Annotated in this window: 28 protein-coding genes; 17 read left to right on the forward strand and 11 right to left on the reverse strand. The window is 44.2% G+C overall.

Going from position 1 to position 25,569, the window contains the following annotated elements; translation table 11 throughout:
- Nucleotides 1–291: 291 nt before the first annotated feature.
- Nucleotides 292–2,196 (reverse strand): molecular chaperone HtpG, encoded by a 1,905-nt coding sequence (gene htpG, locus AACR11_RS28970; RefSeq protein WP_017188405.1) that lies wholly within the window; start codon nt 2,194–2,196, stop codon nt 292–294.
- 273 nt (nt 2,197–2,469) lie between these two features.
- Between htpG and AACR11_RS28975 the strand changes: the two genes are divergently transcribed.
- From AACR11_RS28975 to AACR11_RS28990, 4 genes are read left to right on the forward strand one after another with little or no spacing between them, the layout of a single operon-like run.
- Complete coding sequence (locus AACR11_RS28975; protein WP_005446380.1) at nt 2,470–3,345, forward strand: transcriptional regulator; 876 nt, start codon at nt 2,470–2,472, stop codon at nt 3,343–3,345.
- An 11-nt stretch (nt 3,346–3,356) separates the two neighbouring features.
- Entirely contained in the window at nt 3,357–3,872 is a 516-nt protein-coding gene (gene toxS / locus AACR11_RS28980) for a transmembrane regulator ToxS (RefSeq protein ID WP_005446378.1), read from the forward strand.
- A 46-nt stretch (nt 3,873–3,918) separates the two neighbouring features.
- The gene (locus tag AACR11_RS28985; protein WP_029788511.1) at nt 3,919–4,674 is read left to right on the forward strand and encodes a sulfite exporter TauE/SafE family protein; all 756 of its coding nucleotides are present in this window, start codon (nt 3,919–3,921) and stop codon (nt 4,672–4,674) included.
- 34 nt (nt 4,675–4,708) lie between these two features.
- Nucleotides 4,709–4,987, forward strand: a complete 279-nt coding sequence (locus tag AACR11_RS28990; protein WP_005446375.1) for a SelT/SelW/SelH family protein — start codon at nt 4,709–4,711, stop codon at nt 4,985–4,987.
- A gap of 43 nt (nt 4,988–5,030) precedes the next feature.
- Here the strand turns inward: AACR11_RS28990 and yfcE are convergent, their stop codons facing one another.
- The 6 genes from yfcE to AACR11_RS29020 all read right to left on the reverse strand — a co-directional run bounded on the left by yfcE (nt 5,031) and on the right by AACR11_RS29020 (nt 8,284).
- Nucleotides 5,031–5,576: a phosphodiesterase gene (yfcE, locus tag AACR11_RS28995; RefSeq protein ID WP_005446373.1), complete on the reverse strand. Its 546-nt coding sequence runs from the start codon at nt 5,574–5,576 to the stop codon at nt 5,031–5,033.
- A 71-nt stretch (nt 5,577–5,647) separates the two neighbouring features.
- A complete protein-coding gene (locus tag AACR11_RS29000; protein ID WP_009698596.1) occupies nt 5,648–5,857 on the reverse strand; it encodes a hypothetical protein in 210 nt (69 codons plus the stop codon).
- Nucleotides 5,858–6,017: 160 nt separating this feature from the next.
- Nucleotides 6,018–6,425, reverse strand: a complete 408-nt coding sequence (locus tag AACR11_RS29005) for a CBS domain-containing protein (protein ID WP_009698597.1) — start codon at nt 6,423–6,425, stop codon at nt 6,018–6,020.
- On the reverse strand, nt 6,422–6,772 hold the full coding sequence (locus AACR11_RS29010; protein WP_005451557.1) for a P-II family nitrogen regulator: 351 nt from the start codon (nt 6,770–6,772) through the stop codon (nt 6,422–6,424). Before AACR11_RS29010 ends, AACR11_RS29005 begins: the two co-directional genes overlap by 4 nt.
- Nucleotides 6,762–7,553 (reverse strand): DUF1538 domain-containing protein, encoded by a 792-nt coding sequence (locus AACR11_RS29015; protein WP_005451556.1) that lies wholly within the window; start codon nt 7,551–7,553, stop codon nt 6,762–6,764. Before AACR11_RS29015 ends, AACR11_RS29010 begins: the two co-directional genes overlap by 11 nt.
- A complete protein-coding gene (locus AACR11_RS29020) occupies nt 7,550–8,284 on the reverse strand; it encodes a DUF1538 domain-containing protein (RefSeq protein WP_005451555.1) in 735 nt (244 codons plus the stop codon). Before AACR11_RS29020 ends, AACR11_RS29015 begins: the two co-directional genes overlap by 4 nt.
- Before the next feature lie 260 nt (nt 8,285–8,544).
- On the opposite strand from AACR11_RS29020, the gene AACR11_RS29025 reads away from it, so the two are divergent.
- The 8 genes from AACR11_RS29025 (at nt 8,545) to AACR11_RS29060 (ending at nt 13,995) form a co-directional block, all read left to right on the forward strand.
- Entirely contained in the window at nt 8,545–9,462 is a 918-nt protein-coding gene (locus AACR11_RS29025) for a TIGR01777 family oxidoreductase (protein WP_005451554.1), read from the forward strand.
- Nucleotides 9,463–9,498: 36 nt separating this feature from the next.
- On the forward strand, nt 9,499–10,326 hold the full coding sequence (locus tag AACR11_RS29030; RefSeq protein ID WP_029788510.1) for an SDR family oxidoreductase: 828 nt from the start codon (nt 9,499–9,501) through the stop codon (nt 10,324–10,326).
- Nucleotides 10,327–10,400: 74 nt separating this feature from the next.
- Entirely contained in the window at nt 10,401–10,583 is a 183-nt protein-coding gene (locus tag AACR11_RS29035; protein ID WP_009698600.1) for a hypothetical protein, read from the forward strand.
- Between the two features lie 199 nt (nt 10,584–10,782).
- Nucleotides 10,783–11,637: a thioredoxin family protein gene (locus AACR11_RS29040; RefSeq protein WP_029788509.1), complete on the forward strand. Its 855-nt coding sequence runs from the start codon at nt 10,783–10,785 to the stop codon at nt 11,635–11,637.
- Nucleotides 11,638–11,794: 157 nt separating this feature from the next.
- Nucleotides 11,795–12,709: an SPFH domain-containing protein gene (locus AACR11_RS29045; protein ID WP_029788508.1), complete on the forward strand. Its 915-nt coding sequence runs from the start codon at nt 11,795–11,797 to the stop codon at nt 12,707–12,709.
- Between the two features lie 9 nt (nt 12,710–12,718).
- On the forward strand, nt 12,719–13,180 hold the full coding sequence (locus AACR11_RS29050) for an NfeD family protein (protein ID WP_005451549.1): 462 nt from the start codon (nt 12,719–12,721) through the stop codon (nt 13,178–13,180).
- A gap of 330 nt (nt 13,181–13,510) precedes the next feature.
- Complete coding sequence (locus tag AACR11_RS29055) at nt 13,511–13,693, forward strand: hypothetical protein (protein ID WP_100216240.1); 183 nt, start codon at nt 13,511–13,513, stop codon at nt 13,691–13,693.
- Between the two features lie 119 nt (nt 13,694–13,812).
- Nucleotides 13,813–13,995 carry a hypothetical protein gene (locus tag AACR11_RS29060; protein ID WP_009698603.1) on the forward strand — a complete coding sequence of 61 codons (183 nt, stop codon included), beginning with the start codon at nt 13,813–13,815 and terminating at the stop codon, nt 13,993–13,995.
- A gap of 39 nt (nt 13,996–14,034) precedes the next feature.
- Here AACR11_RS29060 and AACR11_RS29065 read toward each other — a convergent pair whose 3' ends face one another.
- From AACR11_RS29065 to zipA, 3 genes are all read right to left on the reverse strand, one after another.
- The gene (locus AACR11_RS29065) at nt 14,035–15,441 is read right to left on the reverse strand and encodes a porin (RefSeq protein ID WP_029788506.1); all 1,407 of its coding nucleotides are present in this window, start codon (nt 15,439–15,441) and stop codon (nt 14,035–14,037) included.
- Between the two features lie 511 nt (nt 15,442–15,952).
- Nucleotides 15,953–17,965, reverse strand: coding sequence for an NAD-dependent DNA ligase LigA (ligA, locus tag AACR11_RS29070; RefSeq protein ID WP_017188413.1), 2,013 nt, complete (start codon nt 17,963–17,965; stop codon nt 15,953–15,955).
- A gap of 88 nt (nt 17,966–18,053) precedes the next feature.
- Nucleotides 18,054–19,022, reverse strand: a complete 969-nt coding sequence (gene zipA, locus AACR11_RS29075; protein ID WP_029788503.1) for a cell division protein ZipA — start codon at nt 19,020–19,022, stop codon at nt 18,054–18,056.
- Nucleotides 19,023–19,271: 249 nt separating this feature from the next.
- On the opposite strand from zipA, the gene cysZ reads away from it, so the two are divergent.
- The 5 genes from cysZ to crr all read left to right on the forward strand — a co-directional run bounded on the left by cysZ (nt 19,272) and on the right by crr (nt 24,185).
- Complete coding sequence (gene cysZ, locus AACR11_RS29080; RefSeq protein WP_005451544.1) at nt 19,272–20,015, forward strand: sulfate transporter CysZ; 744 nt, start codon at nt 19,272–19,274, stop codon at nt 20,013–20,015.
- Nucleotides 20,016–20,181: 166 nt separating this feature from the next.
- Entirely contained in the window at nt 20,182–21,150 is a 969-nt protein-coding gene (cysK, locus tag AACR11_RS29085) for a cysteine synthase A (RefSeq protein ID WP_005436896.1), read from the forward strand.
- A gap of 298 nt (nt 21,151–21,448) precedes the next feature.
- Complete coding sequence (locus AACR11_RS29090) at nt 21,449–21,706, forward strand: HPr family phosphocarrier protein (RefSeq protein ID WP_005436894.1); 258 nt, start codon at nt 21,449–21,451, stop codon at nt 21,704–21,706.
- A gap of 139 nt (nt 21,707–21,845) precedes the next feature.
- Nucleotides 21,846–23,570, forward strand: a complete 1,725-nt coding sequence (gene ptsI, locus AACR11_RS29095; protein ID WP_029788502.1) for a phosphoenolpyruvate-protein phosphotransferase PtsI — start codon at nt 21,846–21,848, stop codon at nt 23,568–23,570.
- 105 nt (nt 23,571–23,675) lie between these two features.
- Entirely contained in the window at nt 23,676–24,185 is a 510-nt protein-coding gene (crr, locus tag AACR11_RS29100) for a PTS glucose transporter subunit IIA (protein WP_005425608.1), read from the forward strand.
- A 98-nt stretch (nt 24,186–24,283) separates the two neighbouring features.
- Here the strand turns inward: crr and AACR11_RS29105 are convergent, their stop codons facing one another.
- Nucleotides 24,284–25,408 carry a flagellin gene (locus AACR11_RS29105; RefSeq protein ID WP_029788500.1) on the reverse strand — a complete coding sequence of 375 codons (1,125 nt, stop codon included), beginning with the start codon at nt 25,406–25,408 and terminating at the stop codon, nt 24,284–24,286.
- Nucleotides 25,409–25,569 lie beyond the last annotated feature (161 nt).

A 25,569-nucleotide genomic window follows, 5' to 3' on the forward strand; every position in this document is an offset into this window, starting at 1 on the left:
TTATACCGAAGCTCACAATAGCTGGACTTCTAGGAATCACCCTCAAAGCACTGGCAACGATAAGTTTCGGTATAACGTTTAGGCGAGCCAAAATACACGCCTTATTACTCACATTCAAGTGTTGAGATTCTAACACAGGTTCACTGTGCAATGAGCAGATTAAGACTAAAGAATGTTAGCGATGCCAGCTTTCCTGTCTTATTGATTACTAACTCAACACTTAAAGTGTGAATCTATGCGTTTACAAACAAAAAGCTCGCATTTCGCGAGCTTTTTAGTGGTATTTAGTTATTAAACCTTAGTCAAAAGCTTATTGATGGCACCTAAGAATTGAGAAGGATCTTCCATCGAGCCACGCTCGGCTAACATTGCCTGACCCAGTAACACTTCTACCCAGCGACCAAACGCTTCTTCGTCTGCTTCATCCGCCATTCGCTTCACGAGCTCATGTTCAGGGTTGATTTCGAAGATGTATTTCACTTCTGGTACCGCTTGACCTGCTGCTTCAAGAAGCTTCGCCATTTGCGTCCCCATTTCGAAATCGTCCGTCACCACAACAGCAGGTGTTGTTGCAAGCTTGAAGGTTGTACGAACTTCTTTTACGCGGTCACCTAGGTAAGACTGAGTGCGCTCAACAACAGACTTAAACTCTTCTTCTGTTTCTTTCTGCTTTTCTTTTTCTGCTTCGTCTTCGAACTTGCTCAGATCCAGACCCGCTTTGGTGATCGATTGGAACTGCTTGCCGTCAAACTCTGTCAGGTAGTTCATCAACCACTCATCAATTCGATCGAACATCAAAATAACTTCAATGCCTTTCGCCTTAAATTGCTCTAGGTGCGGACTGTTCTTCGCCGCTGCGTAGCTGTCTGCTGTTAAGAAGTAAATCTTATCTTGACCTTCCTTCATGCGTTCAACATAAGCAGCCAAACCAATAGATTGCTCAGCTGAGTCCACTTCAGTAGATGCGAAGCGCAATAGACCGGCAACTTTCTCTTTGTTTGCCATGTCTTCAGCAGGACCTTCCTTCATCACCTGACCAAACTCTTTCCAGAATGATTGGTATTTCTCTTCGTCATTCTTCGCCATGCGCTCCAGCATTGTCAGTACACGCTTAGTACAAGCGTTACGCAATGACTGAGTCACTTTGTTGTCTTGAAGAATTTCACGAGAAACGTTCAGTGGCAGATCGTTCGAATCAATTAAGCCGCGGACGAAACGCAAGTAAGACGGCATAAACTGCTCTGCGTCATCCATGATGAATACACGTTGTACGTATAATTTCAGACCCGACTTGTGATCGCGGTTCATCATGTCCCAAGGTGCCTTCGCTGGAATGTAAAGCAAGCTTGTGTAATCGTTCTTGCCTTCAACGCGGTTATGACTCCAAGTTAGAGGATCTGCAAAGTCGTGAGAAACGTGTTTGTAGAACTCTTGGTATTCTGCTTCAGAGACGTCTGATTTGTTGCGAGTCCAAAGTGCTTGAGCTTTGTTGATTTGCTCCCACTTCTTCTCACTTGTTTCGTTGCCTTCCTCATCGCGAACAGCAGTTTGGATAGAAACTGGAATGCCGATATGGTCGGAGTATTTGCTGATCACGTCACGTAGACGCCATTCATTTAAGAACTCTTTCCCTTCTTCACGCATGTGAAGCACGATATCAGTACCACGAGATTCTTTCGTGATCGTCTCAATAGTGTATTCGCCTTCGCCCGCAGAATGCCATTGAACCGCTTCATCTGCAGAAATACCTGCGGCACGAGTGCGTACCGTCACAGCATCAGCAACAATGAATGCAGAATAGAAACCCACACCAAACTGACCAATAAGCTGAGAGTCTTTGCTCTGCTCATCGGATAATTTAGAGAAAAACTCTGCTGTACCTGATTTTGCAATGGTACCTAAATGTTCAATCACATCATCACGGCTCATACCGATGCCGTTATCAGAGATTGTTAGTGTATTAGCACTTTCGTCAAACGCCAGCTTAACACCCAGATCCGCGTTACCCTCATATAAATCTGGGTTAGATAGCGCTTGGAAACGAAGCTTATCTGATGCGTCAGACGCGTTTGAAATCAGCTCGCGTAGGAAAATCTCTTTGTTTGAGTAAAGAGAGTGAATCATCAGATGAAGTAGTTGTTTTACTTCTGATTGAAAGCCACGAGTTTCTTTGTTTTGTGATACGGTTTCGCTCATGTTTGCTCCATAACATCTAAACTAAAAAGACTTTTAATGACAAAGTCCTAACCGCCACCTTAAAAAAGCAGCATTACTAAGATGTCATTTAACATGTGGCTGACAAATGTAAATTCAAGGTCAATATTGCTAAAAACGGTGTTTTTTTAGAAAATTTTAATTATCCTACGTCCCTAAAAGCATCTAAAACGTAGCACATGTCTTTTTGCGCACGCCTTATTATGTGACGCAAATCACTTATAATTACAGAATCATCCATCTAAGAAGAACTAAATGACTAACATCGGCACCAAATTTCTGCTTGCTCAAAGATTTGTCTTTGACCCAAATAGTAATTCGCTCGCTGACCAACAAAATGGCAACGAAGTTGTACGATTAGGAAGCAACGAAAGCCGTATTCTACTCATGTTGGCAGAGAGACCCAATGAAGTGTTAACGCGTAACGAGCTTCACGAGTTCGTATGGCGGGAGCAGGGTTTTGAGGTGGATGACTCAAGCCTTACTCAAGCGATTTCCACTCTACGTAAAATGTTGAAAGACTCTACGAAGTCGCCTGAATTTGTAAAAACGGTGCCAAAGCGCGGTTACCAACTGATTTGTTCAGTTGAACGTTTAAGCCCACTATCTTCTGAAGCAGCACTCACCGATGTTGATGCTCAAGAGGAAGAAAATGAAGCTCCAGTCGTTGATCTAGAGCAATTCGCAGAGCCCACTGCTGAGACAAAAGCAGAAACAGCCGTCGAACAAGCACCGACAGCTCAACCATTAAAATCTGCACCTGCACAAAAGAACACAAACTGGTTATTCAGAATCATCGTGTTAGTTGCCCTGCTACTTCCTGTTGGCGTGTTAATGCTAACCAACCCTGCAGAATCACAATTTCGTCAAATTGGTGAATATCACAACGTGCCAGTGATGACACCGATCAACCACCCTCAATTAAACAATTGGCTGCCGTCCATTGAGCAATGCATTCAACGCTATGTTGAACACCATGCTGCTGAGTCTTCACCAGTCGAAGTCATTGCAACAGGTGGTCAAAACAATCAATTGATTCTGAACTACATTCACGACAGTGATCACTCATATGAGAATGTAACACTGCGTATTTTTGCTGGTCGTAACGACCCAACTGACATCTGCAATTAAGGGAGGCTGAAATGAAGATAAGAATAGCATCTGCGGTTTTAGCCGTATCCATCCTTTTTAGTGGTTGGTTGTACTGGGGTAGTGACCTTAAAGTTGAGCAAGTCCTTACGTCAAATGAGTGGCAATCAACCATGGTGACACTTATTACTGATAACTTGCCAGATGATACCGTAGGTCCGCTACGCAAAGTCAACGTTGAGTCGAATGTGAAGTACTTACCTAATGGTGACTATATTCGCGTGGCAAACATCAAGCTATTTGCACAGGGCTCAAACGTCGAGTCTACGATCAATATCTCTGAAAAAGGTCGTTGGGAAGTCAGTGATAACTATTTGCTGGTCTCTCCTTCTGAGTTCAAAGACATCTCCGCATCACAATCTAAAGATTTTTCGGAGTCTCAACTTCGTCTTATCACTCAAATCTTTAAGCTAGATGCTGAACAGAGTCGTCGTATTGACGTCGTTAACGAAAAAACTCTACTACTGACTAGCCTGAATCACGGTTCTACGGTACTGTTTAGAAACTGATTTTGATTCGATAAGAAGGGGGCAAGATGCCCCCTTTATTTTGCATATGGATTGGCTAGACACCCTCACCCTCTTCTTCGGTTCCCTTATCGCAAATACGCTTGCTTCACTCTCTGGCGGTGGTGCGGGATTACTGCAGTTTCCACTTCTTATCTTTCTTGGTCTTCCCTTTTCTGTCGCACTAGGTACGCATAAAGTCGCTTCAGTCGCACTCGGTTTAGGCGCAGCAAGCACACACCTTAAAGCCGGTACGATTAAACCAAAAGTCGCCCTCTATCTCATACTCACCGGCAGTATTGGCGTGGTGATTGGCGCTAATCTCATTGTACAAATCCCAGATGGCATTGCTGAAAAAATGCTTGGCACGATGATCTTAGCTCTTGGTATTTACTCTCGATTTAAGAAAGAGCTCGGTCAAACGGAAACTAAAACGCATCGTGACAGTGCCGGTTGGCTTATTGGTGGACTGGGTTTACTGCTGATTGGGATTGTAAACGGCTCACTCACAGCAGGTTCTGGGTTGCTTGTGACACTCTTTCTTGTCCGCTGGTTTGGTTACGATTACAAGCAAGCGGTAGCTTACACCATGATTTGTGTCGGTCTGTTTTGGAATGGCATTGGAGGTATTGCCGTTGTGCAAGCTGGTGCTCCTATTCATTGGGCTTGGTTACCTGTTTTATTATTCAGCTCATTTCTAGGTGGCAGCTTAGGCGCATGGGCAGCAACTCGATACAGCAATCGCGTTATCAAAGTTGCCTTTGAAGTGCTCACCTTCGCCGTTGGAATCAAATTGCTCCTCTGACGTTTTAAAAAATTTGAAATTAAGGAATTCGGAAATGGATAAAGCCATCATTGACATTTATTACTGTCGCCAGTGCAATTGGATGCTACGTTCAACCTGGCTCTCACAAGAGCTATTACATACCTTTAGTGAAGAAATAAAAACGATGAGCTTGCACCCAGATACGGGCGGTCGGTTCGAAATCTTTTGTAATGGAACCCAGATTTGGGAGCGTAAGAAAGATGGTGGCTTTCCTGAGGCGAAAGTCCTCAAACAACGTGTTAGAGACATCATCGACCCAGAACGCGATCTAGGACATTCAGACACAAAATAGGGAGCCATTCGCTCCCTTTATCTTTTCTTTACTCGCAAGGCTATTAAATCGTAGTTTGTGCTAGTACTTCGCCTTCTGGAGTTTGAACTGTTAGCGTATTACCTTCGAGTACACCATAACTGCGTGGTAAGCCATTTCTCGGGAACGTCATTGAGCCCGGATTGAAAATGATGACACCATCTTGCATCTCCGCCACAGGAACATGAGTATGACCATGGGCAATGATGTCGCCCTCACGCAACGGCGGTCGCTTTGTGGTGTTGTATAGGTGACCATGAGTCAAGAACATACGCTTACCAGACTCTAACAGAAGCCAAGCATACTCCGTCATCATTGGGAAATTTAACAGCATCTGATCCACTTCACTGTCGCAGTTACCGCGCACAGAGATAATGCGCTCACTGTATTGATTCAGCAATTCTGCCACTTGTGGTGGGTTATAGCCTTCTGGTATTGGATTTCTTGGTCCGTGATTAAGCGTATCGCCCAATAAGATTAGGTGCTCTGCACCAGAGGCTAAATAAAGCTTGATGGTTTCTTCTGTGGCTGGCAAAGAACCGTGCAAGTCTGAGGCAAAAAATAGTTTCACGACATCGTCTCCTCAAAATGTATGAGGGTATTCTACGGCATTCCTATAGAAGCTCAACCACAGTGAAACCTCTAATGACCACGCAACATTTCCACCAGCATCGGAACCAGGTAGAACCACGCGACATAACCAACGCCCACTAAGACAATCATCCAGAAAATGAGGGACAAGAACTTTGACTTAGCAAGATGGTTAAGTGGATCTGGCTCTCCGCAGCCAGGACAAGTATGAGCTCGTTTTGAAATTTGTTTCTCGCACACAGGACAAGCAACTAGCGGCATGACATGACATCCTCAATTATTTCTTTAATTCTCAAAGGATAAGCCTCAGATCGAGGATATGCAATGGCACTAATACGCTAATCTTCTTAGCTAGGCAAAATGTCGCTGACCTGAGAAATTATCTTTACCAGCAGCGCGCGAGCCACACTCAAAACCGTCGCTATACTTCTTCCCGAGCCATACCATTGATAACAATATTGTTATAACTCACCATGCCAATGACCTCTCCATTTTCAATGACTGGCGCGCGGCTGATACCAAAACGCTCAAACAAACGCGCACAATATTTCACATTCATATTGGGGTCGACGGTTAACGCAGGTTTGGTCATGATTTCATAGATGTTGGTGCGTTGTGGTGAACGGTTTTTTGCCAACACTTTTTTCGCTATGTCGTTCATTAAGACGATGCCATATTCATCATCGTCATCACGCTTTTTCACCACCAGCGCTTTCACTTCACTCTTCCTCGCTAGCGTGATCCCTTCGTGAACCGTAATCAACCCATCGACAATGATGTATGTTGCCGCCATTACGTCTCTGACTCTAATCAGCTCATGACTACTCATAACTCATCCTCTACCACTTTAGTTAGCTTCTCGACTTGGTGTGCGACACCGACAGCATCCTCGACATCAATCTGCACGGCAATCCCTTGACCGGATTCCTGATCGAACTCTCCAACGTCACTGATGGTTTCTAAAATGTGTCTCGACAAATGCTCCTCTACAACAAATAACAGCACATCTTTTTGCACCTCCAAGGTTAATCCAAAGAAAGTTCGTTTCTGGTTTAAACCTTGTCCTCGGGCATTGTTGATCACCGTAGCCCCCGTTGCTCCTGCATCTCTTGCTGCATCGAGCACCTTGTCGGTTTTGCTGTCTTCAACAAAGGCCAAAATCAATTTAAAGCGCATTTTCTTTTTCCTCCGCGGTTCCTTTATTCAACCACTGGGTAATCTGGGCATAGCCCATCACAGAAATCATTGGAAACAGGCTGGCAAACGCTATCAAGCCAAAGCCATCTATCATTGGGTTTCGTCCTGGTACGGTTGAAGCTAACCCCAACCCAAGCGCGGTCACTAAAGGTACGGTCACCGTCGAGGTAGTAACACCGCCTGAATCGTAAGCCAAAGGTACAATTAACTTTGGCGCATAGAAGGTTTGAATCACCACTACGATGTAACCGGCGATAATGTAGTAGTGAATAGGATCACCAACGACAATCCGATAGCTGCCTAGAGCAATACCAACTGCCACCCCCAAAGCAACGGCAACGCGCAATCCATTCACACTAATACTGCCACCAGAAACCTGATTTGCCTTTATCGCTACTGCAATAAGAGAAGGCTCTGCGATTGTCGTGCTGAAACCGATAAAGAAAGCAAAGATATACACCCAGTAGTAGTCTACCCAACTTAAAGCTTGACCGATGGATACTTTAAACTCGCGTAGAAATGCAGGGGCAGTGAGCTGCGTTGCCATGGTTTCCCCCAACGGAAACAGCGCCATTTCTAACCCAAGCAAAAACAGCGACAAACCGAGAATTACGTAGGCAAATCCAAGCAGGACTTTAGGCAGGTTAGAGATGGGACGTCGTAATACTGCAAGCTGGAAGCCAAAAATAATGGTCGCAATCGGGATCACGTCACTGATAGTAGAAACAAAGGTATCGAAGAAGTGCTCAAACGAAATCATGCCACCACCATCCCGTATACCATCACAAACATCATTGGTAGCAATGAGGCAAAGGCGATCAAACCAAACCCATCAATCATAGGGTTTCGCCCTTTGATCGCGGAAGCGAGCCCAACGCCAAGCGCTGTGACCAAAGGAACCGTAATTGTGGATGTCGTCACTCCTCCAGAATCATAAGCCACCCCAATGATTGATTCAGGCGCAAATCCCGTTAGTATCACAACGCCAATATAACCGCCTATGATCATGTACTGAATCGGCCAGCCCTTGAGAATTCGCAACACGCCGAGCACAATCGCTACACCTACCGACAAGGCAACCGTTAAGCGTAATCCATCTGCGTACTCTTCCATAGATTGTTCTGTATTGGCAATCATGCCCCCTTCAGCCGCAACTTCTGATGCTTCCTCTGCAACAGCGGTCAAGGCTGGTTCTGCAATGGTGGTACCAAAACCCAAGCAGAACGCAAAGATCAGTAACCAGAAAACGCTGCCTTTATTAGCGAACGCTTGTGCCATATTTTCCCCAATGGGAAACAAACCAAGCTCTAACCCAAAGATAAAGAAGGTTAAACCGAGAATAACCAGAAGAAGACCAAATAGAATAGAGACGAGATTAGGCAGCGGTTCCTGAAGTACGACCAACTGAAAAAAAGTGATGACAATAACAATAGGTAGCAAGTCACGAGCACTACTGAGCAACGCTCTAAATAGAGCAACAAATGCCTCCATACTCCCTCCTATCTACTGCCTGTTATTCTCCTTTAAGTTCAGCATGACACAGTTTCCCTAAGCTAAGTGTGAGCTTTGCTAAAGGCTAGATAACATTTTGTTACATTCTTTCAAATTGTGAACTTCGCATCGCTTCCCAACAAAATGCTTCTAACTCCTTAGGAACTAATAATAAAATCGACACTGCAAGTCATTGATATGATCACGCTAGGCGTATAACGACTATAATGTTTGAATAGTTTTACCATCAAAGGGATGACATGAAGATACTACTGACCGGCGGCACAGGCTTTATTGGCTCAGAGCTACTTAAGTTACTGACCACTCACCAAGTCATTTTGCTTACGCGTAACCCAGAGCAAGCAAAACAACGACTTAATCATGCCGATGTCGGTAATATTGAATATCTCGACTCCCTTGATTCACTTGAAGATCTTAATGATGTTGATGCCGTGATTAACCTCGCAGGCGAACCGATCGCAGACAAGCGCTGGAGCAAGGAGCAGAAAGAGATCATTTGTAACAGCCGTTGGAAGGTTACCGAGCGTATTGTCGCACTGATCCACGCAAGTACAGAACCACCATCGGTGTTCATCAGTGGATCTGCCGTTGGTTATTACGGCGACCAGCAAGACCATCCTTTTGATGAGTGCTTACACGTCAATAGCGAGGCGTTCGCTCACTCCGTTTGTGCTCGTTGGGAGCAGATAGCAAAACGCGCAGAATCCGAACAAACCCGAGTATGCTTGTTGCGTACTGGCGTTGTCCTTGGTCCAAATGGTGGCGCACTTGCCAAAATGATTTTGCCTTACAAACTAGGTTTAGGGGGACCATTGGGTAGCGGTAAACAATACATGCCATGGATCCATATTTTGGATATGGTTCGTGCCATTATGTACTTGCTTGAAACGCCACACGCTCATGGTGAATTCAACTTATGTGCTCCCCACCCTGTTAGCAATCGAATCTTTAGTGGCACACTGGCGAAAACGCTAAAACGTCCACATATTCTCTTCACCCCTAAATGGGTGATGAATATGGCGATGGGAGAATCCTCTTGCTTACTGTTTGATAGCATTCGCGCCAAACCGAAAAAGCTGACCGAATTGGGTTTTCAATTCAGCTACTCTCGCGTCGAACCTGCACTCAAGAACTTGCTTCAAGATCGAAGTTATTGAATCATAAGGCTCACTATACTTTCGTGAGCCTCTAATATGAAAAAATCCATTCTTATCACCGGATGCTCCACTGGCATCGGCTACGTTTGTGCCCATGCTTTGAAAAAAGAGGGCTTCCACGTGATTGCCTCCTGCCGGCACGAACAAGATGTCGAACGCTTAACAAGCGAAGGACTAACCTGTATTCAATTGGATCTTAACGATTCTGAAAGCATCTCTTCGGGAGTCAAGCAAGCATTAACACTAGCCGACGGAAAGTTATATGCCGTATTCAATAACGGGGCATATGGTCAGCCTGGTGCGCTAGAAGACTTGCCGACAGAGGCGCTCCAAGCTCAGTTTCAAACCAACTTTTTTGGCTGGCATCAGTTAGTCAGAGAAGTACTGCCACATATGCGCAAACAGGGTGAAGGAAGAATCATCCAAAATAGCTCTGTGCTTGGGTTTGCAGCCATGAAATATCGTGGCGCCTACAATGCCTCTAAGTTCGCACTCGAAGGCTGGACCGACACACTACGTTTGGAATTGATGGACACCAACATCAAAACCGCACTGATAGAGCCGGGACCTATTGAAACCCAATTTAGACATAATGCATTAAAAGCCTTCGAGCAATGGATTGATGTCGAGAACAGCCCACACAAAGCCGCTTACGAAGGTCAGAAGCAGCGTCTAGATAACGACAAGTCGAACAATAGATTTGTGCTTCCTGCAGAATCTTGCATCGAGCCAGTGCTTCATGCGCTCACAAGCGATAAACCAAAAATCCGCTACCGCATTACAACGCCAACTAAAGTATTTGCCGTGTTAAAGCGCCTATTACCAACGCGTATTCTTGATAAGATTCTGCGACAAGCAGCATAAAAACTTTTTATCACAATGTAATTTTACCGTAACAATGTGATGTCATTATGAGCATGTAGGTTAAGAAAGCCTCAATGTTCGAATCAATTTCTAAGTTAGTATCTTCATCTATCGAGCCTGAACACGATGTTGATACTCACTTTAGATTTGGTATCGCCACCCTTTCTGTTTTGTATTTACGCGAGACAATAATGACATTAAATCAGCTCAACTGGCTTAGTGTGGGTGTAGTGTTGACTGTGTTCATCCTATTTTGATACCTCACCCAGCACACAAAGATAATGTCTAACAAGACTCCCTAATTCGTGCTGGAATAGCCAAAGTTTTATAGCACTTTCGCTTGCTATCAGGATTACGCTGCTTCGGCAGCGTTTTTCCTTTCTATTGCTTGAATTTCCCAAATATCAACTCCATATCTACAATCAACGACAAGAAACAAAAAGCAAGGACACTCTGATGCAATCCCCATTTATCGTTGAGTTAACAGAACAAAATTTCCGCGAGACTCTTGAAGGGTCAATGAACACGCCAGTGTTGATCCACTTCTGGGCGAGTGCTCAACCAGAAAGTGCGCAAGTGATCCCTGAGCTACAAATGCTAACTCAGCAATACAACGGTGCATTCACCCTTGCTCTATTGAACTGTGAGCAGCAACCAGCTTTAGCATCACAGTTTGGCGTACAAGTCTTACCAACTATCGCGTTGTTTATGAACGGTCAAGCGGTAGATGGTATGGGTGGTCCTCAGCCGATTGATGCCATTTCAGCCATGCTGCAAAAACATCTCCCAACCCAAGACGAAATGCAGTTAAAGCAAGCAAGCGAGTTGCTACAACAAGGCGAACATGCTCAAGCTCTAGCTATTTTGCAAACCCTTTCAGAAGATCTGCAAAACCGCGGTGATGTAAAACTAGCGATGGCAGATTGTTTGCTAGAAACCAAACAATTTGAATTGGCACAAACGCTATTGAGCGCAATCCCACTGGAATATCAAGATAACTACTATAAGGGATTGATTGCCAAGTTAGATCTGCACCTCCAAGCAGCAGATAGCCCAGAGCTTCAACGCCTTGAACAAGAGCTAGCCGCAAACCCAGATAACTTCGAATTGGCATGTGAGCTTGCAGTTCAATACAACCAAGTTGGTCGCGATGAAGAAGCGTTGGAGCTACTTTGGAATATTTTAAAAACCAACCTCGGCGCACAAGACGGTGAAGTGAAGAAAACTTTTATGGATATCTTAAGTGCATTGGGTCAAGGCAATGCATTAGCAAGTAAATTCCGTCGTCAGTTGTACTCTATTCTCTACTAATTAAAGTACTAACCTGCTGAATTAAAAATATAAAAAGGCCGGATTAATCCGGCCTTTATTCTGTCTATAATTTATCGAGGCTCTCATTTCTACGATTGTGTCATAAGCCTAAATGAGTAAAAATGAAACAAACATTATGCACTTAAGGGAATAGAACATGCCAATCGACTCATTGATCACCATCGGGATCTCAGTTGTACTAGCCATTATTGTCCTCGCTTCTGGGATCAAAACCGTACCACAAGGGAACAACTGGACCGTCGAACGCTTCGGACGTTATACCCACACCTTAAAGCCAGGTCTAAACCTAATCATTCCTTTCGTTGATCGCGTAGGTCAAAAAGTCAACATGATGGAACGTGTACTGGACATCCCGGCACAAGAAGTCATCTCAAAAGACAATGCGAATGTTGTTATCGATGCAGTCGGCTTTGTCCAAGTCATCGACGCAGCCAAAGCGGCGTATGAAGTCAACGATCTAGAACACGCTATCCGTAACCTAACACTAACGAACATTCGTACCGTGCTCGGCTCAATGGAATTGGATGAGATGCTTAGCCAGCGTGACATGATCAACACCAAATTGCTCTCTATCGTTGACCAAGCAACCAACCCTTGGGGCGTAAAAGTAACTCGTATCGAGATCAAAGACGTTCAACCACCAGCAGATCTAACAGCAGCAATGAACGCTCAGATGAAAGCAGAACGTAATAAGCGTGCTGAAATCCTAGAAGCTGAAGGGATACGTCAAGCAGAAATCTTACGAGCAGAAGGTCAAAAACAATCGGAAATTCTGAAAGCGGAAGGTGAAAAGCAATCGGCGATCTTACATGCGGAAGCGCGTGAGCGTGCAGCTCAAGCAGAAGCAAAAGCGACTTACATGGTATCTGAAGCAATCGCTAAGGGTGATGTTCAGGCGGTTAACTACTTTATTGCCCAAGGTTATACCGATGCACTGAAGAGTATCGGTCAAGCGGAAAATGGTAAGATCATCATGATGCCTATCGAAGCGACAGGTCTAATGGGCTCAGTCGCGGGTATTGCTGAAATGTTCAAACAAAGTAAGGACTAAGGATTGCCTATGGATTTATTTAGCCTATTAGAAAGCGTGTCATTCTGGCATTGGATTGCGCTTGGTTTAGCCTTGCTCGCTGTAGAGCTATTGGGCACAGCAGGCTATTTTCTTTGGCTAGGCATTTCCGCCCTGATCGTTGGCGCTATCCTATCTTTCTTACCAATGAGTTGGCAGATGCAGTGGCTTGCCTTTGTGGCTTTCAGTTTGGTTACCACTTGGCTATGGTGGAGAAAGCAATGGTCCAAGGATCGCAAAAGTGATCAAGCCAGAGATCTCAATCAAAAACACAAACAGCTGATAGGTAATATTGTCACGCTCGAAGAAGATTTTCACATTGGAATGAATCGTCTTAGAGTGGCAGATACAACGTGGTCAGCTGAATGCGAACACGAATTGCCGACGGGAACTCGGGTCGAAATTATCGCCGTAGACGGCATAATTTTGAAGATTAAACCGGTTTCTCGCTGATTTGTGTCAAAATAAAAGGGTGCTCAGCATCCTTTTATTTCCTTCCCGTGACTAATGCTTTTATTTCATCTACTTATTTAAATTAACCACAAAAATTAAGTAATAGAAATATTATTAATATTCTCTCCTTTATCAAAACAGATCCTCCTACTAAATTAAAATTTCAAGCACATAGATAAATATATCCCAAAATTTAAAATCTAAATTCATTTTAAAAAATAAAACACTGTTGAATTAATTTTTGATCTTTCTAGGTCTCTATACATACTTAACGCATAAGCATGGCAATTAAATGCTTATATTTTTTTAAGGTAAGTAAGAGGATGTACTATGAAGAAGTGTTTTTTGTTTTTAGCGTGCAGCGCGTTTGCGTTTTCTTCATTCGCCTATAACAACGGGAATGGAGGCACCACCAATCTAGGACCTATCGTTGAATGTGTTTTACCAAGTGGCGATGTTGCCCATCTACCTAGTGAGATGTGCCGCTTTCAAGGTGGTTCATGGGACAACTAAATCGTAGGTTAGATTAAGGAGCAGAACGCTACGCTTTAATATTTCCCACCTAAACAACGAACTCAAGTAATTAAGTGAAATTAAAAAGAAAATACATTCTAGATTACAAGGTAAATAATATGAAACTGGTAACTGGATTATTAGTCGCTATCGCTGCATTAATGCCATTGACTTCGCTAGCAAATGGCGCTTCTGGTGGTAGAACATTAGCACCGGAAATAAAGTGTGAATTGCCCAACGGCAACGTACACATGCTTCCTCCCCTATATTGCAAAATGTATGACGGAAAAGAAGTAAAATAAAAAAGGAGCCGATTGGCTCCTTTTCTTAACTTCTAAATATTAGTGGAAGCTGTATGGGATAAGAACTTGTAGACGTAGGTCTGTCTCATCCGCGTCTGCTGCACCAGCAAACTCATCACGCTCTAGGATAGTACCGTGTAGACGCACGGTTGTACCTTTAAGAGAACCGCTTTGTAGAGAGTAAGAAACTGTTGCGTTAACTGCGTACTCGCTCTCGTAATCCCAGTCACCAGATGCGCCGCTTGCTGCAGAGTCTGCACCAGAACCGTAGCCGAAGCCTAGGTAGTAGTTCCAGCCGTTACCTTGGTTGTAAGATAGACGGTTGTACCAAGCTAGCTCGCCAGCTTTGTTCCAGTCAGATAGAGCATCCCACCATTGTGACCAAGTACCGTTATTCATACCGTAAGTATGGATTGTACGAGGAACGAAATCTGAACGGTTGTCTGTGTCTGTGTAACGTAGTTCAGACATCCAAGACAGTTTACCGAACGATTGGTTTAGAGATAGACCAGTGTGGAAACCTAGACCATCGTATTTCACATCGTCATCAACACCGTAGAAGTCAAATGCAAGAGTAGTACGGTCACTTACTGTGTACTTCAAGTAAGCTTTGTATGACGTGTTATCAGTTTCGTCATGGTAGCTAGTTACTTGACCTGCACCCCAGTCGATACCGTTAGCATATTTAACGCCTGTCGCTTGACCAAGACCAACTTGGAAGAATAGAGCGTCAGTAATGTTACCGTTCAAACCTAGAGAGTGTAGGTAGCTCCAAGAAGTGTCTGACCATAGTGCTGGCGCGTAGTCATCTTCGTGTAGCAACCATGGTGCTGTAAATTGGTCTGCACCAAAGTAGCTTAGGTTGAAATCACCCAGCTTCGCGTTTAGTTCGAAACCACGGTAAGTACCTGGTACGAAGCTCCAAACGTTACCGATTGTGCCATTACCACCAGCTTGCAACATACCGAAGCGAGCGTTAAAGTTTTCGCCAGTCTTAAACTTCAGAGCAGCTTTGTAAACTTTAAGTTGATCACCGTCACTTGCACCCCAGTCTAGGTTAGTACAAGTAGAGATCTCGTTACATAGGTAACCGTCTGCGCCTTTCAAGCTATCGTTGTATAGGTCGCCAGAGTAGTAAGCTGCTACGTCTGCACCTAACCAACCATCATGGTAACCAGAAGTGAAGTCAATGATCGCGTTGTAAGATGAGTAGTTTAGACGGCTCCAGCGGTCGCCATTCTCACCACCAGGTTTACCTGTTGTACGAGTACGAGAACGAGTATCAACAACGAACATTGCATTAAGACTTGAGTCTTGCATAAATTCGTTAACTTTTTCTACATACTCACCACCAGCTGCACTTTCAGTAGATGCTGTAGCCGGAGCTACTGCAACCGCACCAAACATCGCAGCTGTTAACGCTGAAACCTTGAAAAATTTGTCCATGGAAAAAACTCCTAAAAATGGATATAGCTGTATTTTTCTATCTCGCCTTAAGTTGGCCGCCGAAGGAGAGAAGTAAATTCCTGAGTGAACCTCAATATTTCTAAATTGGTTCTTTTTAGTTCCTGCATACACACCGTGTATCCACGCTTCTAAGACTAACTTCGCATCTAAAAACATCCAAATGGAACTTATTTTTTTTCTAAAAAAATATGACCAACGCCAAAGTTCCATATAAGTTGTTGATCCAGATCTTATTTTTAACACCAAAGACACAAATCAAAGAAAAGACTTTAAATATCAAACATATAATAAAAACTCACCCATTCTATTTTGAAGTCGATCGCAGAGTTTTAGTTATAAAAGAAGAATAACGTAAGGAGAGATCCTGATCACTGAAATCAGGAAAAGTGGTATTTGAACGGTTATTGAGTGACTTTTTAATTGCCAAGAAAAAGCCCCAAGCGACTGACACTTGGGGCTTTTAGGTATTTTTTATCTTTTTTGAGGAGAGTTATTTCATCAAATTGAGTAAGTCTTGCTCAGTTTGAATCTCAATTCCAAGTTCTTGAGCTTTAGCTAGCTTAGAACCGGCATTTTCTCCAGCAAACAAAATATCTGTTTTCTTCGAAACACTACCAGTTACTTTTGCGCCTAAATTCTGTAGTGCTTCTTTCGCCTCTGAACGACCTAACTGAGAAAGCGTACCGGTTAACACCACGGTTTTACCTTCCAAAGGTAATTCGACCCCTTCCTGTGGTGTGGCGATTTCTGGCCAGTGAATGCCCTGCGCCAGTAGGTCTTGTACAACCGCTTGGTTTTTCTCTTCGCTGAAGAAAGTGGTAATGTGTTTTGCTACGACCACACCAATATCTTGAACCTCAACCAACTGCTCTTCTGTTGCTTGCTCAATGATTTCAAGATTCTTGAAATGTTGTGCAAGGTTTGCAGCTGTAGCTTCACCGACTTCTCGGATACCAAGTGAGTACAAGAAACGTGGCAATGTTGTTAGTTTTGATTTCTCAAGAGCATTAACAACGTTGGTTGCCGATTTCGGTCCCATTCGTTCCAAGACCGTCAGTACGCCTGCAGAAAGCTTGAACAGGTCAGCTGGTGTTTCGACCATCTCACGATCAACCAATTGTTCAATGACCTTCTCGCCCAATCCGTCTACATCTAGCGCCTTACGAGACACAAAGTGTTTTAACGCTTCTTTACGTTGAGCCTGACATACTAAACCACCAGTACAACGTGTAACGGCTTCACCTTCGATACGTTCAACATGAGAGCCACATACCGGACAAGCATTGGGGAATAGGATCTCGCGCGCCGTTTCTGGGCGACGTTCTTTGATAACAGAGACAACTTGCGGAATCACATCACCAGCACGACGAATCACTACTTGATCACCTACCATCACTTGTAAACGTTCAATCTCGTCTGCGTTGTGAAGAGTTGCATTACTTACCGTGACACCACCAACAAATACTGGCTCAAGCTTAGCTACTGGCGTAATGGCACCTGTACGACCAACTTGGAACTCCACATCATTTAGCGTGGTAATTTCTTCTTGCGCAGGGAATTTATACGCGATTGCCCAACGAGGAGCGCGAGCAACAAAACCCAAACGCTCTTGAATTGCAATATCATCAACTTTAATGACGACGCCATCAATTTCATACGCCAAAGCTTCACGACGGTTAAGAATGTCTTGGTAGTAGGCTTTTACCTCTTCCAAGTTATCGACTCGCTTGGTTTCAGGGCACATTGGTAAGCCCCAAGATTTGATTTGTAAGAATCGCTCGTAGTGGCTGTTTGCTAACGTAGCACCTTCAACAACGCCAACGCTGTAAGCATAAAAGCTCAATGGACGCGAAGCGGTAATACGTGAATCTAGTTGACGCAGACTGCCCGCCGCCGCGTTACGTGGGTTAACAAAAACTTTCTCGCCTTTTTGACGAGCGATCTCGTTAAGTTTGTCAAAACCCGCTTTTGGCATAAAGACTTCACCACGAACTTCTAGACGTGTCGGCCAGTCTTTACCCTGCAGCTTTAATGGAATTGCGCTGATGGTACGCACATTTTCCGTGATGTTTTCACCAGTAGTACCATCACCACGTGTCGCAGCCTGGACCAAGACACCATCTTCGTACAATAGACTTACAGCCAAACCGTCAAGCTTAGGCTCACAGCAGTACTGTTTGATGGTATGACCGACAACGCGATCTTGAGCGCGTTTATGAAAACCATCCAGTTCCGCATCATCAAAAGCGTTATCCAACGATAGCATCGGCACTTCATGAGTAACTTGGCTGAACTCAGACAGTGGCTGACCTCCTACGCGTTGACTTGGAGAGTCGACGGTAACCAGTTCTGGGTGTTCGGCTTCAATATCCAATAATTCACGCATCATACGATCGTATTCTGCATCTGGAATCTCTGGGTTATCTTCCACGTAGTAACGAACCGCGTGGTAATGCAACGACTCTTTTAGCTCTTCTAGTCGCTGATGTACTGATTCAGACATATTAAAGCCCCGTGTATATTCATTAATGAGGTTGGGAATCTAAGAAAAAGGGCTCCTAACGGAGCCCTATCATTATTTGGTGTTAAGGTTATGCGTTAGCAGCATTAAACTCAACTATTTGACGTCGATATGATGCTAATCGATCAGGTGTCATCAGGTTACGTTGATCATCCAGTACGTTCCCCCCCATATCGTCCGCGACTTGCTGTGCAATACGCAGCATAAGGTTGAAGTTTTGGTCTGCTTCACCATAGCAAGGGAGAGTCATAAAGAAGGAAATACCTTTCGTTGAAAACTCTGCTGGGTCACCGTGCTCTAACGTACCCGGCTGCATCATGTTTGCAACACTGAATAACACTTTACCATTGCCAGACAAGTCCACATGGCGATGGAAGATATTCATTTCACCGTAAATCAAACCGTTTTGCTGAAGGCTATCGAATAGCTTAGTACCAATAAATGGCTCTTCGCCTGCACAGTGCACATTTAACACAATCACCTGCATTTCTGGCTCTGGCTTCGGCTCTTCAACCGCTACCTCTGTCATTACAGGCGCAATCTCTACTTCTGCCGATTCTGGTACAACCGTTGCTTCAAATACCGGTTCGATAATTTCTTCTTTTTCCGCGATAGTTTCGTTTTCAGCAAAAGTGTCTACTGACTCTTGTAAAACAGGCTCTACCACGTCTTCTTCTGTTTTTGTCGCAACAAAAGCTGGGATTTCTTGCTCTTCTTTATGCTCTTTCTCTTCTTTTACATCAAGAACATCATCGATCAGAGGATCAGAAGCGAATTTATTATCAAATGAATTCTCCATCCCAAAGTCTGGCTCTTTGCGATCTTTACGGATGATTTCGAAGTCGTCTTCTGGAGCAGGAGCAAAATCACGCTCTTGTTCTGGAGACTCTTTATCCTCTTGGTCAACATCCAACTTACCAAGCGGCTTGTTACCAAATTTTGCTTTGCCTTCTTTTTTGCTTGTCCACAGACCATGAAATAGCAATGCGGCGATGGCTAATGCGCCAACAACAATGAGTACGAATCGCAATTCCTGCATTATTTACTCTCAATCTACTTGTTCTACTACTCACACATCCTTGAGCAGTAACCCAAGTGCAATAAATCCGAATGATGCTTTTACTTTACCAAAACTATATGTAGGTTTAGAACAACTTAATGCAAGAAGTTCGGTTTTTTGTTGTGATTCTTGCCACGATTCCACTTTACAAGACCCAAAATGTTAGGGCATTGAAAGAAAACCATCCACAGGTACAATGAGTTTTCACTTACACGAAACAAAATAGATATGAAGTTGAATAATCAGCCTAGAACCGGATTCGGTTACTTCCTATATGGGATTCAAATAGCACTCTCTCCGGAGATCCGTCGCTTTGTGGTTTTGCCATTACTTGCCAACGTATTACTCGTGGGTGGCGCGATTTTCTATCTATTCTCCCATCTCGATGTTTGGATCCAGAACTGGATTGGTCAGTTACCAGATTTTCTCTCTTGGCTTACCTACATATTATGGCCAATATTGGTGTTAACTATTCTCGCCACATTCTCTTATTTCTTTAGTACATTAGCTAACTTCATCGCCGCACCATTCAATGGTTTACTCGCTGAAAAAGTCGAAGAGTCCTTAACGGGTCAAAAAGTGAATGATGATGGCATGGCTGCGGTGATAAAAGATGTCCCTCGCGTGCTAGCACGAGAATGGCGAAAATTGCTTTATGTCCTACCAAAAGCGATTGGCTTGTTTCTTCTTCTGTTGATCCCTGCACTCGGGCAAACGGTTGGACCTTTCTTGTGGTTCATCTTCACCGCTTGGATGCTTGCTATCCAGTACTGTGACTATCCGTTTGATAACCATAAAGTGTCTTTCAACGAGATGCGTTACAAATTGAAACAAAAGCAAGGGAAAGCCTATGGCTTTGGAGTGTTGGTTTCGGTGTTTACCACGATTCCAATTCTTAACCTAATTGTTATGCCTGTTGCTGTCTGCGGTGCAACTGCAATGTGGGTGAACGAATTTAAGCATCAACAATAACTCACACTTTCATTCGATACGGGGAGGTTTTAGACGCCTCCCCTTTCATTTTGCTCAATTCTCGACCAACCTCATAAGATATAACTTTTTAATCCTTTTCCCTTTTTTTGAGACCGCATATTCTTCTACTCATATTCACAATATCGTGTAATGAAGGAACATCACTATGAGCAAGATCTACGAAGACAACTCTCTTACTATCGGTAACACACCTCTTGTTCGCTTGAATAAAGTGAGCAAAGGTAAAGTTTTGGCGAAAATCGAAGCGCGTAACCCAAGCTTCAGTGTTAAGTGCCGTATTGGTGCGAACATGATTTGGGAAGCAGAAAAGGCAGGTACTCTTAAGCCGGGCGTTGAGCTAGTTGAGCCAACCAGTGGTAACACAGGTGTTGCACTTGCATTCGTAGCAGCCGCTCGCGGTTACAAGCTCACTCTGACAATGCCAGAATCAATGAGCCTTGAGCGTCGTAAGCTTCTTAAAGCGCTAGGTGCAAATCTAGAACTAACAGAAGCAGCAAAAGGTATGAAAGGCGCGATCGCTAAAGCGGAAGAAATCGTTGCAAGCAATCCAGACAAATACCTTCTTCTACAGCAGTTCAACAACCCTGCCAACCCAGAGATTCACGAGAAGACAACTGGTCCAGAAATCTGGGAAGCAACAGACGGTGAAATCGATGTATTCGTAGCAGGTGTAGGTACAGGCGGTACCATCACAGGCACAAGCCGCTACATCAAAGGTGAGAAAGGCAAAGCCATCACATCTGTTGCAGTAGAGCCAGCAGAATCACCAGTAATTGCGCAAGCGCTAGCAGGTGAAGAAATCCAACCTGCGCCTCACAAAATCCAAGGTATTGGTGCAGGTTTCATCCCTGGTAACTTAGATTTAGAACTTCTAGACCGTGTTGAGCAAGTGACTTCTGAAGAAGCGATCGAGATGGCTCGTCGCCTAATGGAAGAAGAAGGCATCCTAGCTGGCATCTCATCAGGTGCAGCAGTCGTTGCAGCAAACCGCCTCGCGGAACTTCCTGAATTTGAAGGAAAAACAATCGTAACAGTTCTACCAAGCTCTGGTGAACGTTACCTAAGTACAGCACTATTTGCTGGTATCTTTACCGAGAAAGAGAACCAACAGTAATATGTGGTCAAATCAATTTTTCGTTTAAAAAAGCCCCGTTCAGGGGCTTTTTTGTTGATCCCTGCCCCACCTTTGGTAATATCAGGGTGTTTTATTTTTAGGTTCAAAATAAAGAATCTAAACCAAAAAGGTTTCAGTGTAATTACGCACGCAAACAGTTGCGTAATTACCAAACTTTTGACTAGTATCAGTTCTGACACGCTTTGAACTCTCCCGTGCTAGCGCACAAGGTGTAAAGCAGTTAAGCTAAAACTTAGTCACAAACTAACAAAAAAATACATTTATTGGGGTATATCACATGTACGAGAAGCAAGTAGAAATCACAGCAGAAAACGGTCTTCACACTCGTCCAGCTGCACAGTTCGTTAAAGAAGCTAAAGCATTCGACGCGGACATCACTGTGACTTCTAACGGTAAAAGCGCTAGCGCTAAGAGCCTATTCAAGCTACAAACACTAGGCCTAGTAAAAGGTACTCTAGTAACTATCTCAGCTGAAGGCCCACAAGCTCAGCAAGCAGTTGACCACCTAGTTGCTCTAATGGACCAACTACACTAATTCGGTCTCCTATTTCAGAAGCCATTTTGTGAAAGCAAAATGGCTTCGTTGGAAATAGACTCAAAACTAAGCTAAAACTATTCGTTAGCGCACCCATTATTCTCCCGTTTTATAAAGTTGACCAACTTAAGGTAAGGCTATGATTTCAGGCATCCTAGCATCTCCTGGTATTGCAATCGGTAAAGCACTACTACTTCAAGAAGATGAAATTGTCCTAAACACAAACACTATTTCTGATGATCAAGTAGAAGCAGAAGTTGCACGTTTCTTTGACGCTCGTAACAAATCTTCTGCTCAACTAGAAACTATCAAGCAAAAAGCGCTTGAAACGTTTGGCGAAGAAAAAGAAGCGATCTTTGAAGGTCACATCATGCTTCTTGAAGACGAAGAGCTAGAAGAAGAAATCCTAGCACTTATCAAAAACGACAAAATGTCTGCTGACCACGCGATCCACTCTGTGATCGAAGAGCAAGCAACGGCTCTTGAGTCTCTAGACGACGAATACCTGAAAGAACGTGCAACTGACATCCGTGATATCGGTTCTCGTTTCGTTAAGAACGCTCTAGGTATCAACATCGTTTCTCTAAGCGATATTGATCAAGAAGTTATCCTAGTAGCTTACGACCTAACGCCATCTGAAACTGCACAGATCAACCTAGACTACGTTCTTGGTTTTGCTTGTGACATCGGCGGTCGCACTTCTCACACTTCAATCATGGCTCGCTCTCTTGAGCTTCCAGCTATCGTTGGTACTAACGACATCACTAAGCAAGTTAAGAACGGCGACATGCTGATTCTTGATGCGATGAACAACAAGATCGTTATCAACCCATCTGACGCTGAGCTAGAAGAAGCAAAAGCAGTTAAAGCTGCATTCCTTGCTGAAAAAGAAGAGCTAGCTAAGCTAAAAGACCTACACGCAGAAACAACTGACGGTCACCGCGTAGAAGTTTGCGGTAACATCGGTACTGTTAAAGACTGTGACGGTATCATCCGTAACGGTGGTGAAGGTGTTGGTCTGTACCGTACTGAATTCCTATTCATGGACCGTGACGCACTTCCAACTGAAGAAGAGCAATACCAAGCTTACAAAGAAGTTGCTGAAGCAATGAACGGTCACGCTGTGATCATCCGTACTATGGATATCGGCGGCGACAAAGATCTTCCATACATGGATCTTCCAAAAGAGATGAACCCGTTCCTAGGCTGGCGTGCAGTACGTATCAGCTTGGATCGTCGTGAAATCCTACGTGACCAGCTACGTGGTATCCTACGTGCATCTGCACACGGTAAACTGCGTATCATGTTCCCAATGATCATCTCTGTTGAAGAAATCCGTGAGCTTAAGAAAGCGATCGAAGAGTACAAAGCAGAACTACGCGCTGAAGGTCATGCATTCGACGAAAACATCGAAATCGGTGTAATGGTTGAGACTCCAGCTGCAGCAGCTATCGCACACCACCTAGCGAAGGAAGTAGCTTTCTTCTCTATCGGTACAAACGACCTAACTCAGTACACACTAGCGGTTGACCGTGGTAACGAGATGATTTCTCACCTATACAACCCACTATCACCAGCTGTACTTACTGTGATTAAGCAAGTTATCGACGCTTCTCACGCTGAAGGTAAGTGGACTGGTATGTGTGGTGAGCTAGCAGGTGATGAGCGTGCAACACTTCTACTTCTAGGTATGGGTCTAGACGAGTTCTCAATGAGCGGCATCTCTATCCCTAAAGTGAAGAAAGTTATCCGTAACTCTAACTTCGCAGAAGTGAAAGCAATGGCTGAAGAAGCACTTTCTCTACCAACAGCAGCAGAAATCGAAGCAGTTGTAGAAAAGTTCATTGCAGAGAAAACTCAATAATCAACTAATTCCAATGAGATAGGCGGTTAAAAAAAGTCGTCTATCTCGAAAGATTGGTATACTATAATTCGACAGAATTAAATAAAACGTTAGGAGCATGACACAATGGGTCTGTTTGACAAACTTAAGAAGCTAGTATCTGACGACAGCGCTGACGCAGGTGCAATCGAAATCATCGCACCACTTTCTGGTGAGATCGTGAACATTGAAGATGTGCCAGATGTTGTTTTCGCTGAGAAAATCGTTGGTGATGGTATTGCTATCAAACCTGCTGGTAACAAAATGGTAGCTCCTGTAAACGGTACTATCGGTAAGATCTTCGAAACGAACCACGCGTTCTCTATCGAGTCTGATGACGGTGTTGAGCTTTTCGTTCACTTCGGTATCGATACTGTTGAACTTAAAGGCGAAGGCTTCAAGCGTATCGCTGAAGAAGGTCAAACTGTTAAAGCTGGCGACACTGTAATTGAATTCGACCTAGCTCTTCTAGAAGAGAAAGCGAAATCAACGCTAACTCCAGTTGTTATCTCTAACATGGACGAAATCAAAGAGCTGAACAAGCTTTCTGGTTCTGTTACTGTTGGTGAAACTCCAGTTCTACGTGTAACTAAGTAATTTTTACTTAGCCCAACACGAAAAAAACGCTGCCATTGGCAGCGTTTTTTATTGCCTGAAACTATTGTCCCTGAGCGATGTTCATCGCTGCAACCCGCTCAACTGAGCAATCCAAGTGCCGAGCTCGGTCTCTGCTTCGCTTGGGCTAATAATGCGGTAGTCGCATCTTGCAGCACTTGTGACCGTACCATCTCCGTCGACTCACGAGCAAAATCCGTATCTCGTATCCGCCCTTTTGATTCGGTCACACTCCGGTTCACCGTGTTAAGGTTATCCATCGTGCCGCTAACCCGGTTTTGGAAGCCACCTATTTCACTTCGATGCGAATCAACATACTTAATTGCTGCATCAATTACCCCAACTGAAAGCTGCGCCCCGCCAACAGTCGACATATCGATGTCGTCCATTGTGACTAAACCACCAGCACTAACATCAAGCTCATCCGCCAAGCTACCCTCTAACGTTACACCTTCAGGTGCATTCAGCGTCGAGGCAAAGAATTGCAGCTCATTGTTTTCAGTCACTGAAGCACTCACTATCGATTGCTGTGCGTTGATATAAGTAGCAACTTGCTCGATGCGATCTCCTAGCTTGAGCCCAATAGATTCTGTTTGGGTTTGCCCTTTACTGTCTTGGTATTCAAATTTAAGGGTTTGATTATCTTTAGTGACTCGCCAATCTTTATCGACCGCATCACCAACATAATGCTGCCCTCCCATCTCCGGGATGTGACTGCGCATATTTCGCAGTGTCAGAGAGATAGAGTTGGCATTCGCACCAATATGGAAGCTTTGCGAGCCGTAAGAACCATCAAACAGGTTTTTATCTGCAAATGTCGTCGTGATCGCGACACGATCAAGCTCATCTTGCAGCGCTACGACCTCGTATTGAATACTTTGCCGATCACTTGAGTCATTACTGCCGTTTGCAGCTTGAAGCCCCAGAGAGCGTAAGCGTTGCAATATATCGCTACTCTCATGCAAAGCCCCCTCTGCGGTTTGTGCCACCGAATACGCATCGTGCGCATTTCTCAAGGCGACATCAAGCCCTCTAGTTTGAACATTAAGAGTATTGGAGATTTGCAGCCCTGCAGCGTCATCACTGGCGGAATTAATCCGATAACCCGAGGCGAGGTTTCGCTGAGACTCTATGTTTTGCTCAGCCGCATGACTGAGGTGCCGCTGCGTCATCATCGCAGTGACATTGGTATTTAAAGAGACCATCTAATCGATACGAACTCCTTGTCACCTGCCCTATTCGGTGTACCTAATGCGTGATTTGAATAAGCAAAAAGCCAGGGGTGAGCCTGGCTTTTGTATCGCGTCGTATTAGGTTGATTAACCTAGTAGGCTTAGCGCTGAGTTAGGCGCTTGTTTCGCTTGCG

The sequence above is a fragment of the Vibrio sp. L85 genome (assembly GCF_963871815.1).
Taxonomy (GTDB): domain Bacteria; phylum Pseudomonadota; class Gammaproteobacteria; order Enterobacterales; family Vibrionaceae; genus Vibrio; species Vibrio harveyi.

What these genes read in the sequence shown, in the direction of transcription:
- AACR11_RS29035 (WP_009698600.1), top strand. Translation starts at nt 10,401, where the DNA reads ATGTTCGAATCAATTTCTAAGTTAGTATCTTCATCTATCGAGCCTGAA.
- AACR11_RS29090 (WP_005436894.1), top strand. Translation starts at nt 21,449, where the DNA reads ATGTACGAGAAGCAAGTAGAAATCACAGCAGAAAACGGTCTTCACACT.
- AACR11_RS28975 (WP_005446380.1), top strand. Translation starts at nt 2,470, where the DNA reads ATGACTAACATCGGCACCAAATTTCTGCTTGCTCAAAGATTTGTCTTT.
- AACR11_RS29000 (WP_009698596.1), bottom strand. Translation starts at nt 5,857, where the DNA reads ATGCCGCTAGTTGCTTGTCCTGTGTGCGAGAAACAAATTTCAAAACGA.
- zipA (WP_029788503.1), bottom strand. Translation starts at nt 19,022, where the DNA reads ATGCAGGAATTGCGATTCGTACTCATTGTTGTTGGCGCATTAGCCATC.
- ptsI (WP_029788502.1), top strand. Translation starts at nt 21,846, where the DNA reads ATGATTTCAGGCATCCTAGCATCTCCTGGTATTGCAATCGGTAAAGCA.
- AACR11_RS29050 (WP_005451549.1), top strand. Translation starts at nt 12,719, where the DNA reads ATGGATTTATTTAGCCTATTAGAAAGCGTGTCATTCTGGCATTGGATT.
- crr (WP_005425608.1), top strand. Translation starts at nt 23,676, where the DNA reads ATGGGTCTGTTTGACAAACTTAAGAAGCTAGTATCTGACGACAGCGCT.
- AACR11_RS29010 (WP_005451557.1), bottom strand. Translation starts at nt 6,772, where the DNA reads ATGCGCTTTAAATTGATTTTGGCCTTTGTTGAAGACAGCAAAACCGAC.
- htpG (WP_017188405.1), bottom strand. Translation starts at nt 2,196, where the DNA reads ATGAGCGAAACCGTATCACAAAACAAAGAAACTCGTGGCTTTCAATCA.
- AACR11_RS29005 (WP_009698597.1), bottom strand. Translation starts at nt 6,425, where the DNA reads ATGAGTAGTCATGAGCTGATTAGAGTCAGAGACGTAATGGCGGCAACA.
- AACR11_RS29025 (WP_005451554.1), top strand. Translation starts at nt 8,545, where the DNA reads ATGAAGATACTACTGACCGGCGGCACAGGCTTTATTGGCTCAGAGCTA.
- cysZ (WP_005451544.1), top strand. Translation starts at nt 19,272, where the DNA reads ATGAAGTTGAATAATCAGCCTAGAACCGGATTCGGTTACTTCCTATAT.
- AACR11_RS28985 (WP_029788511.1), top strand. Translation starts at nt 3,919, where the DNA reads ATGGATTGGCTAGACACCCTCACCCTCTTCTTCGGTTCCCTTATCGCA.
- AACR11_RS28990 (WP_005446375.1), top strand. Translation starts at nt 4,709, where the DNA reads ATGGATAAAGCCATCATTGACATTTATTACTGTCGCCAGTGCAATTGG.
- toxS (WP_005446378.1), top strand. Translation starts at nt 3,357, where the DNA reads ATGAAGATAAGAATAGCATCTGCGGTTTTAGCCGTATCCATCCTTTTT.
- AACR11_RS29045 (WP_029788508.1), top strand. Translation starts at nt 11,795, where the DNA reads ATGCCAATCGACTCATTGATCACCATCGGGATCTCAGTTGTACTAGCC.
- AACR11_RS29030 (WP_029788510.1), top strand. Translation starts at nt 9,499, where the DNA reads ATGAAAAAATCCATTCTTATCACCGGATGCTCCACTGGCATCGGCTAC.
- AACR11_RS29015 (WP_005451556.1), bottom strand. Translation starts at nt 7,553, where the DNA reads ATGATTTCGTTTGAGCACTTCTTCGATACCTTTGTTTCTACTATCAGT.
- AACR11_RS29040 (WP_029788509.1), top strand. Translation starts at nt 10,783, where the DNA reads ATGCAATCCCCATTTATCGTTGAGTTAACAGAACAAAATTTCCGCGAG.
- cysK (WP_005436896.1), top strand. Translation starts at nt 20,182, where the DNA reads ATGAGCAAGATCTACGAAGACAACTCTCTTACTATCGGTAACACACCT.
- AACR11_RS29060 (WP_009698603.1), top strand. Translation starts at nt 13,813, where the DNA reads ATGAAACTGGTAACTGGATTATTAGTCGCTATCGCTGCATTAATGCCA.
- AACR11_RS29020 (WP_005451555.1), bottom strand. Translation starts at nt 8,284, where the DNA reads ATGGAGGCATTTGTTGCTCTATTTAGAGCGTTGCTCAGTAGTGCTCGT.
- AACR11_RS29055 (WP_100216240.1), top strand. Translation starts at nt 13,511, where the DNA reads ATGAAGAAGTGTTTTTTGTTTTTAGCGTGCAGCGCGTTTGCGTTTTCT.
- AACR11_RS29105 (WP_029788500.1), bottom strand. Translation starts at nt 25,408, where the DNA reads ATGGTCTCTTTAAATACCAATGTCACTGCGATGATGACGCAGCGGCAC.
- AACR11_RS29065 (WP_029788506.1), bottom strand. Translation starts at nt 15,441, where the DNA reads ATGGACAAATTTTTCAAGGTTTCAGCGTTAACAGCTGCGATGTTTGGT.
- ligA (WP_017188413.1), bottom strand. Translation starts at nt 17,965, where the DNA reads ATGTCTGAATCAGTACATCAGCGACTAGAAGAGCTAAAAGAGTCGTTG.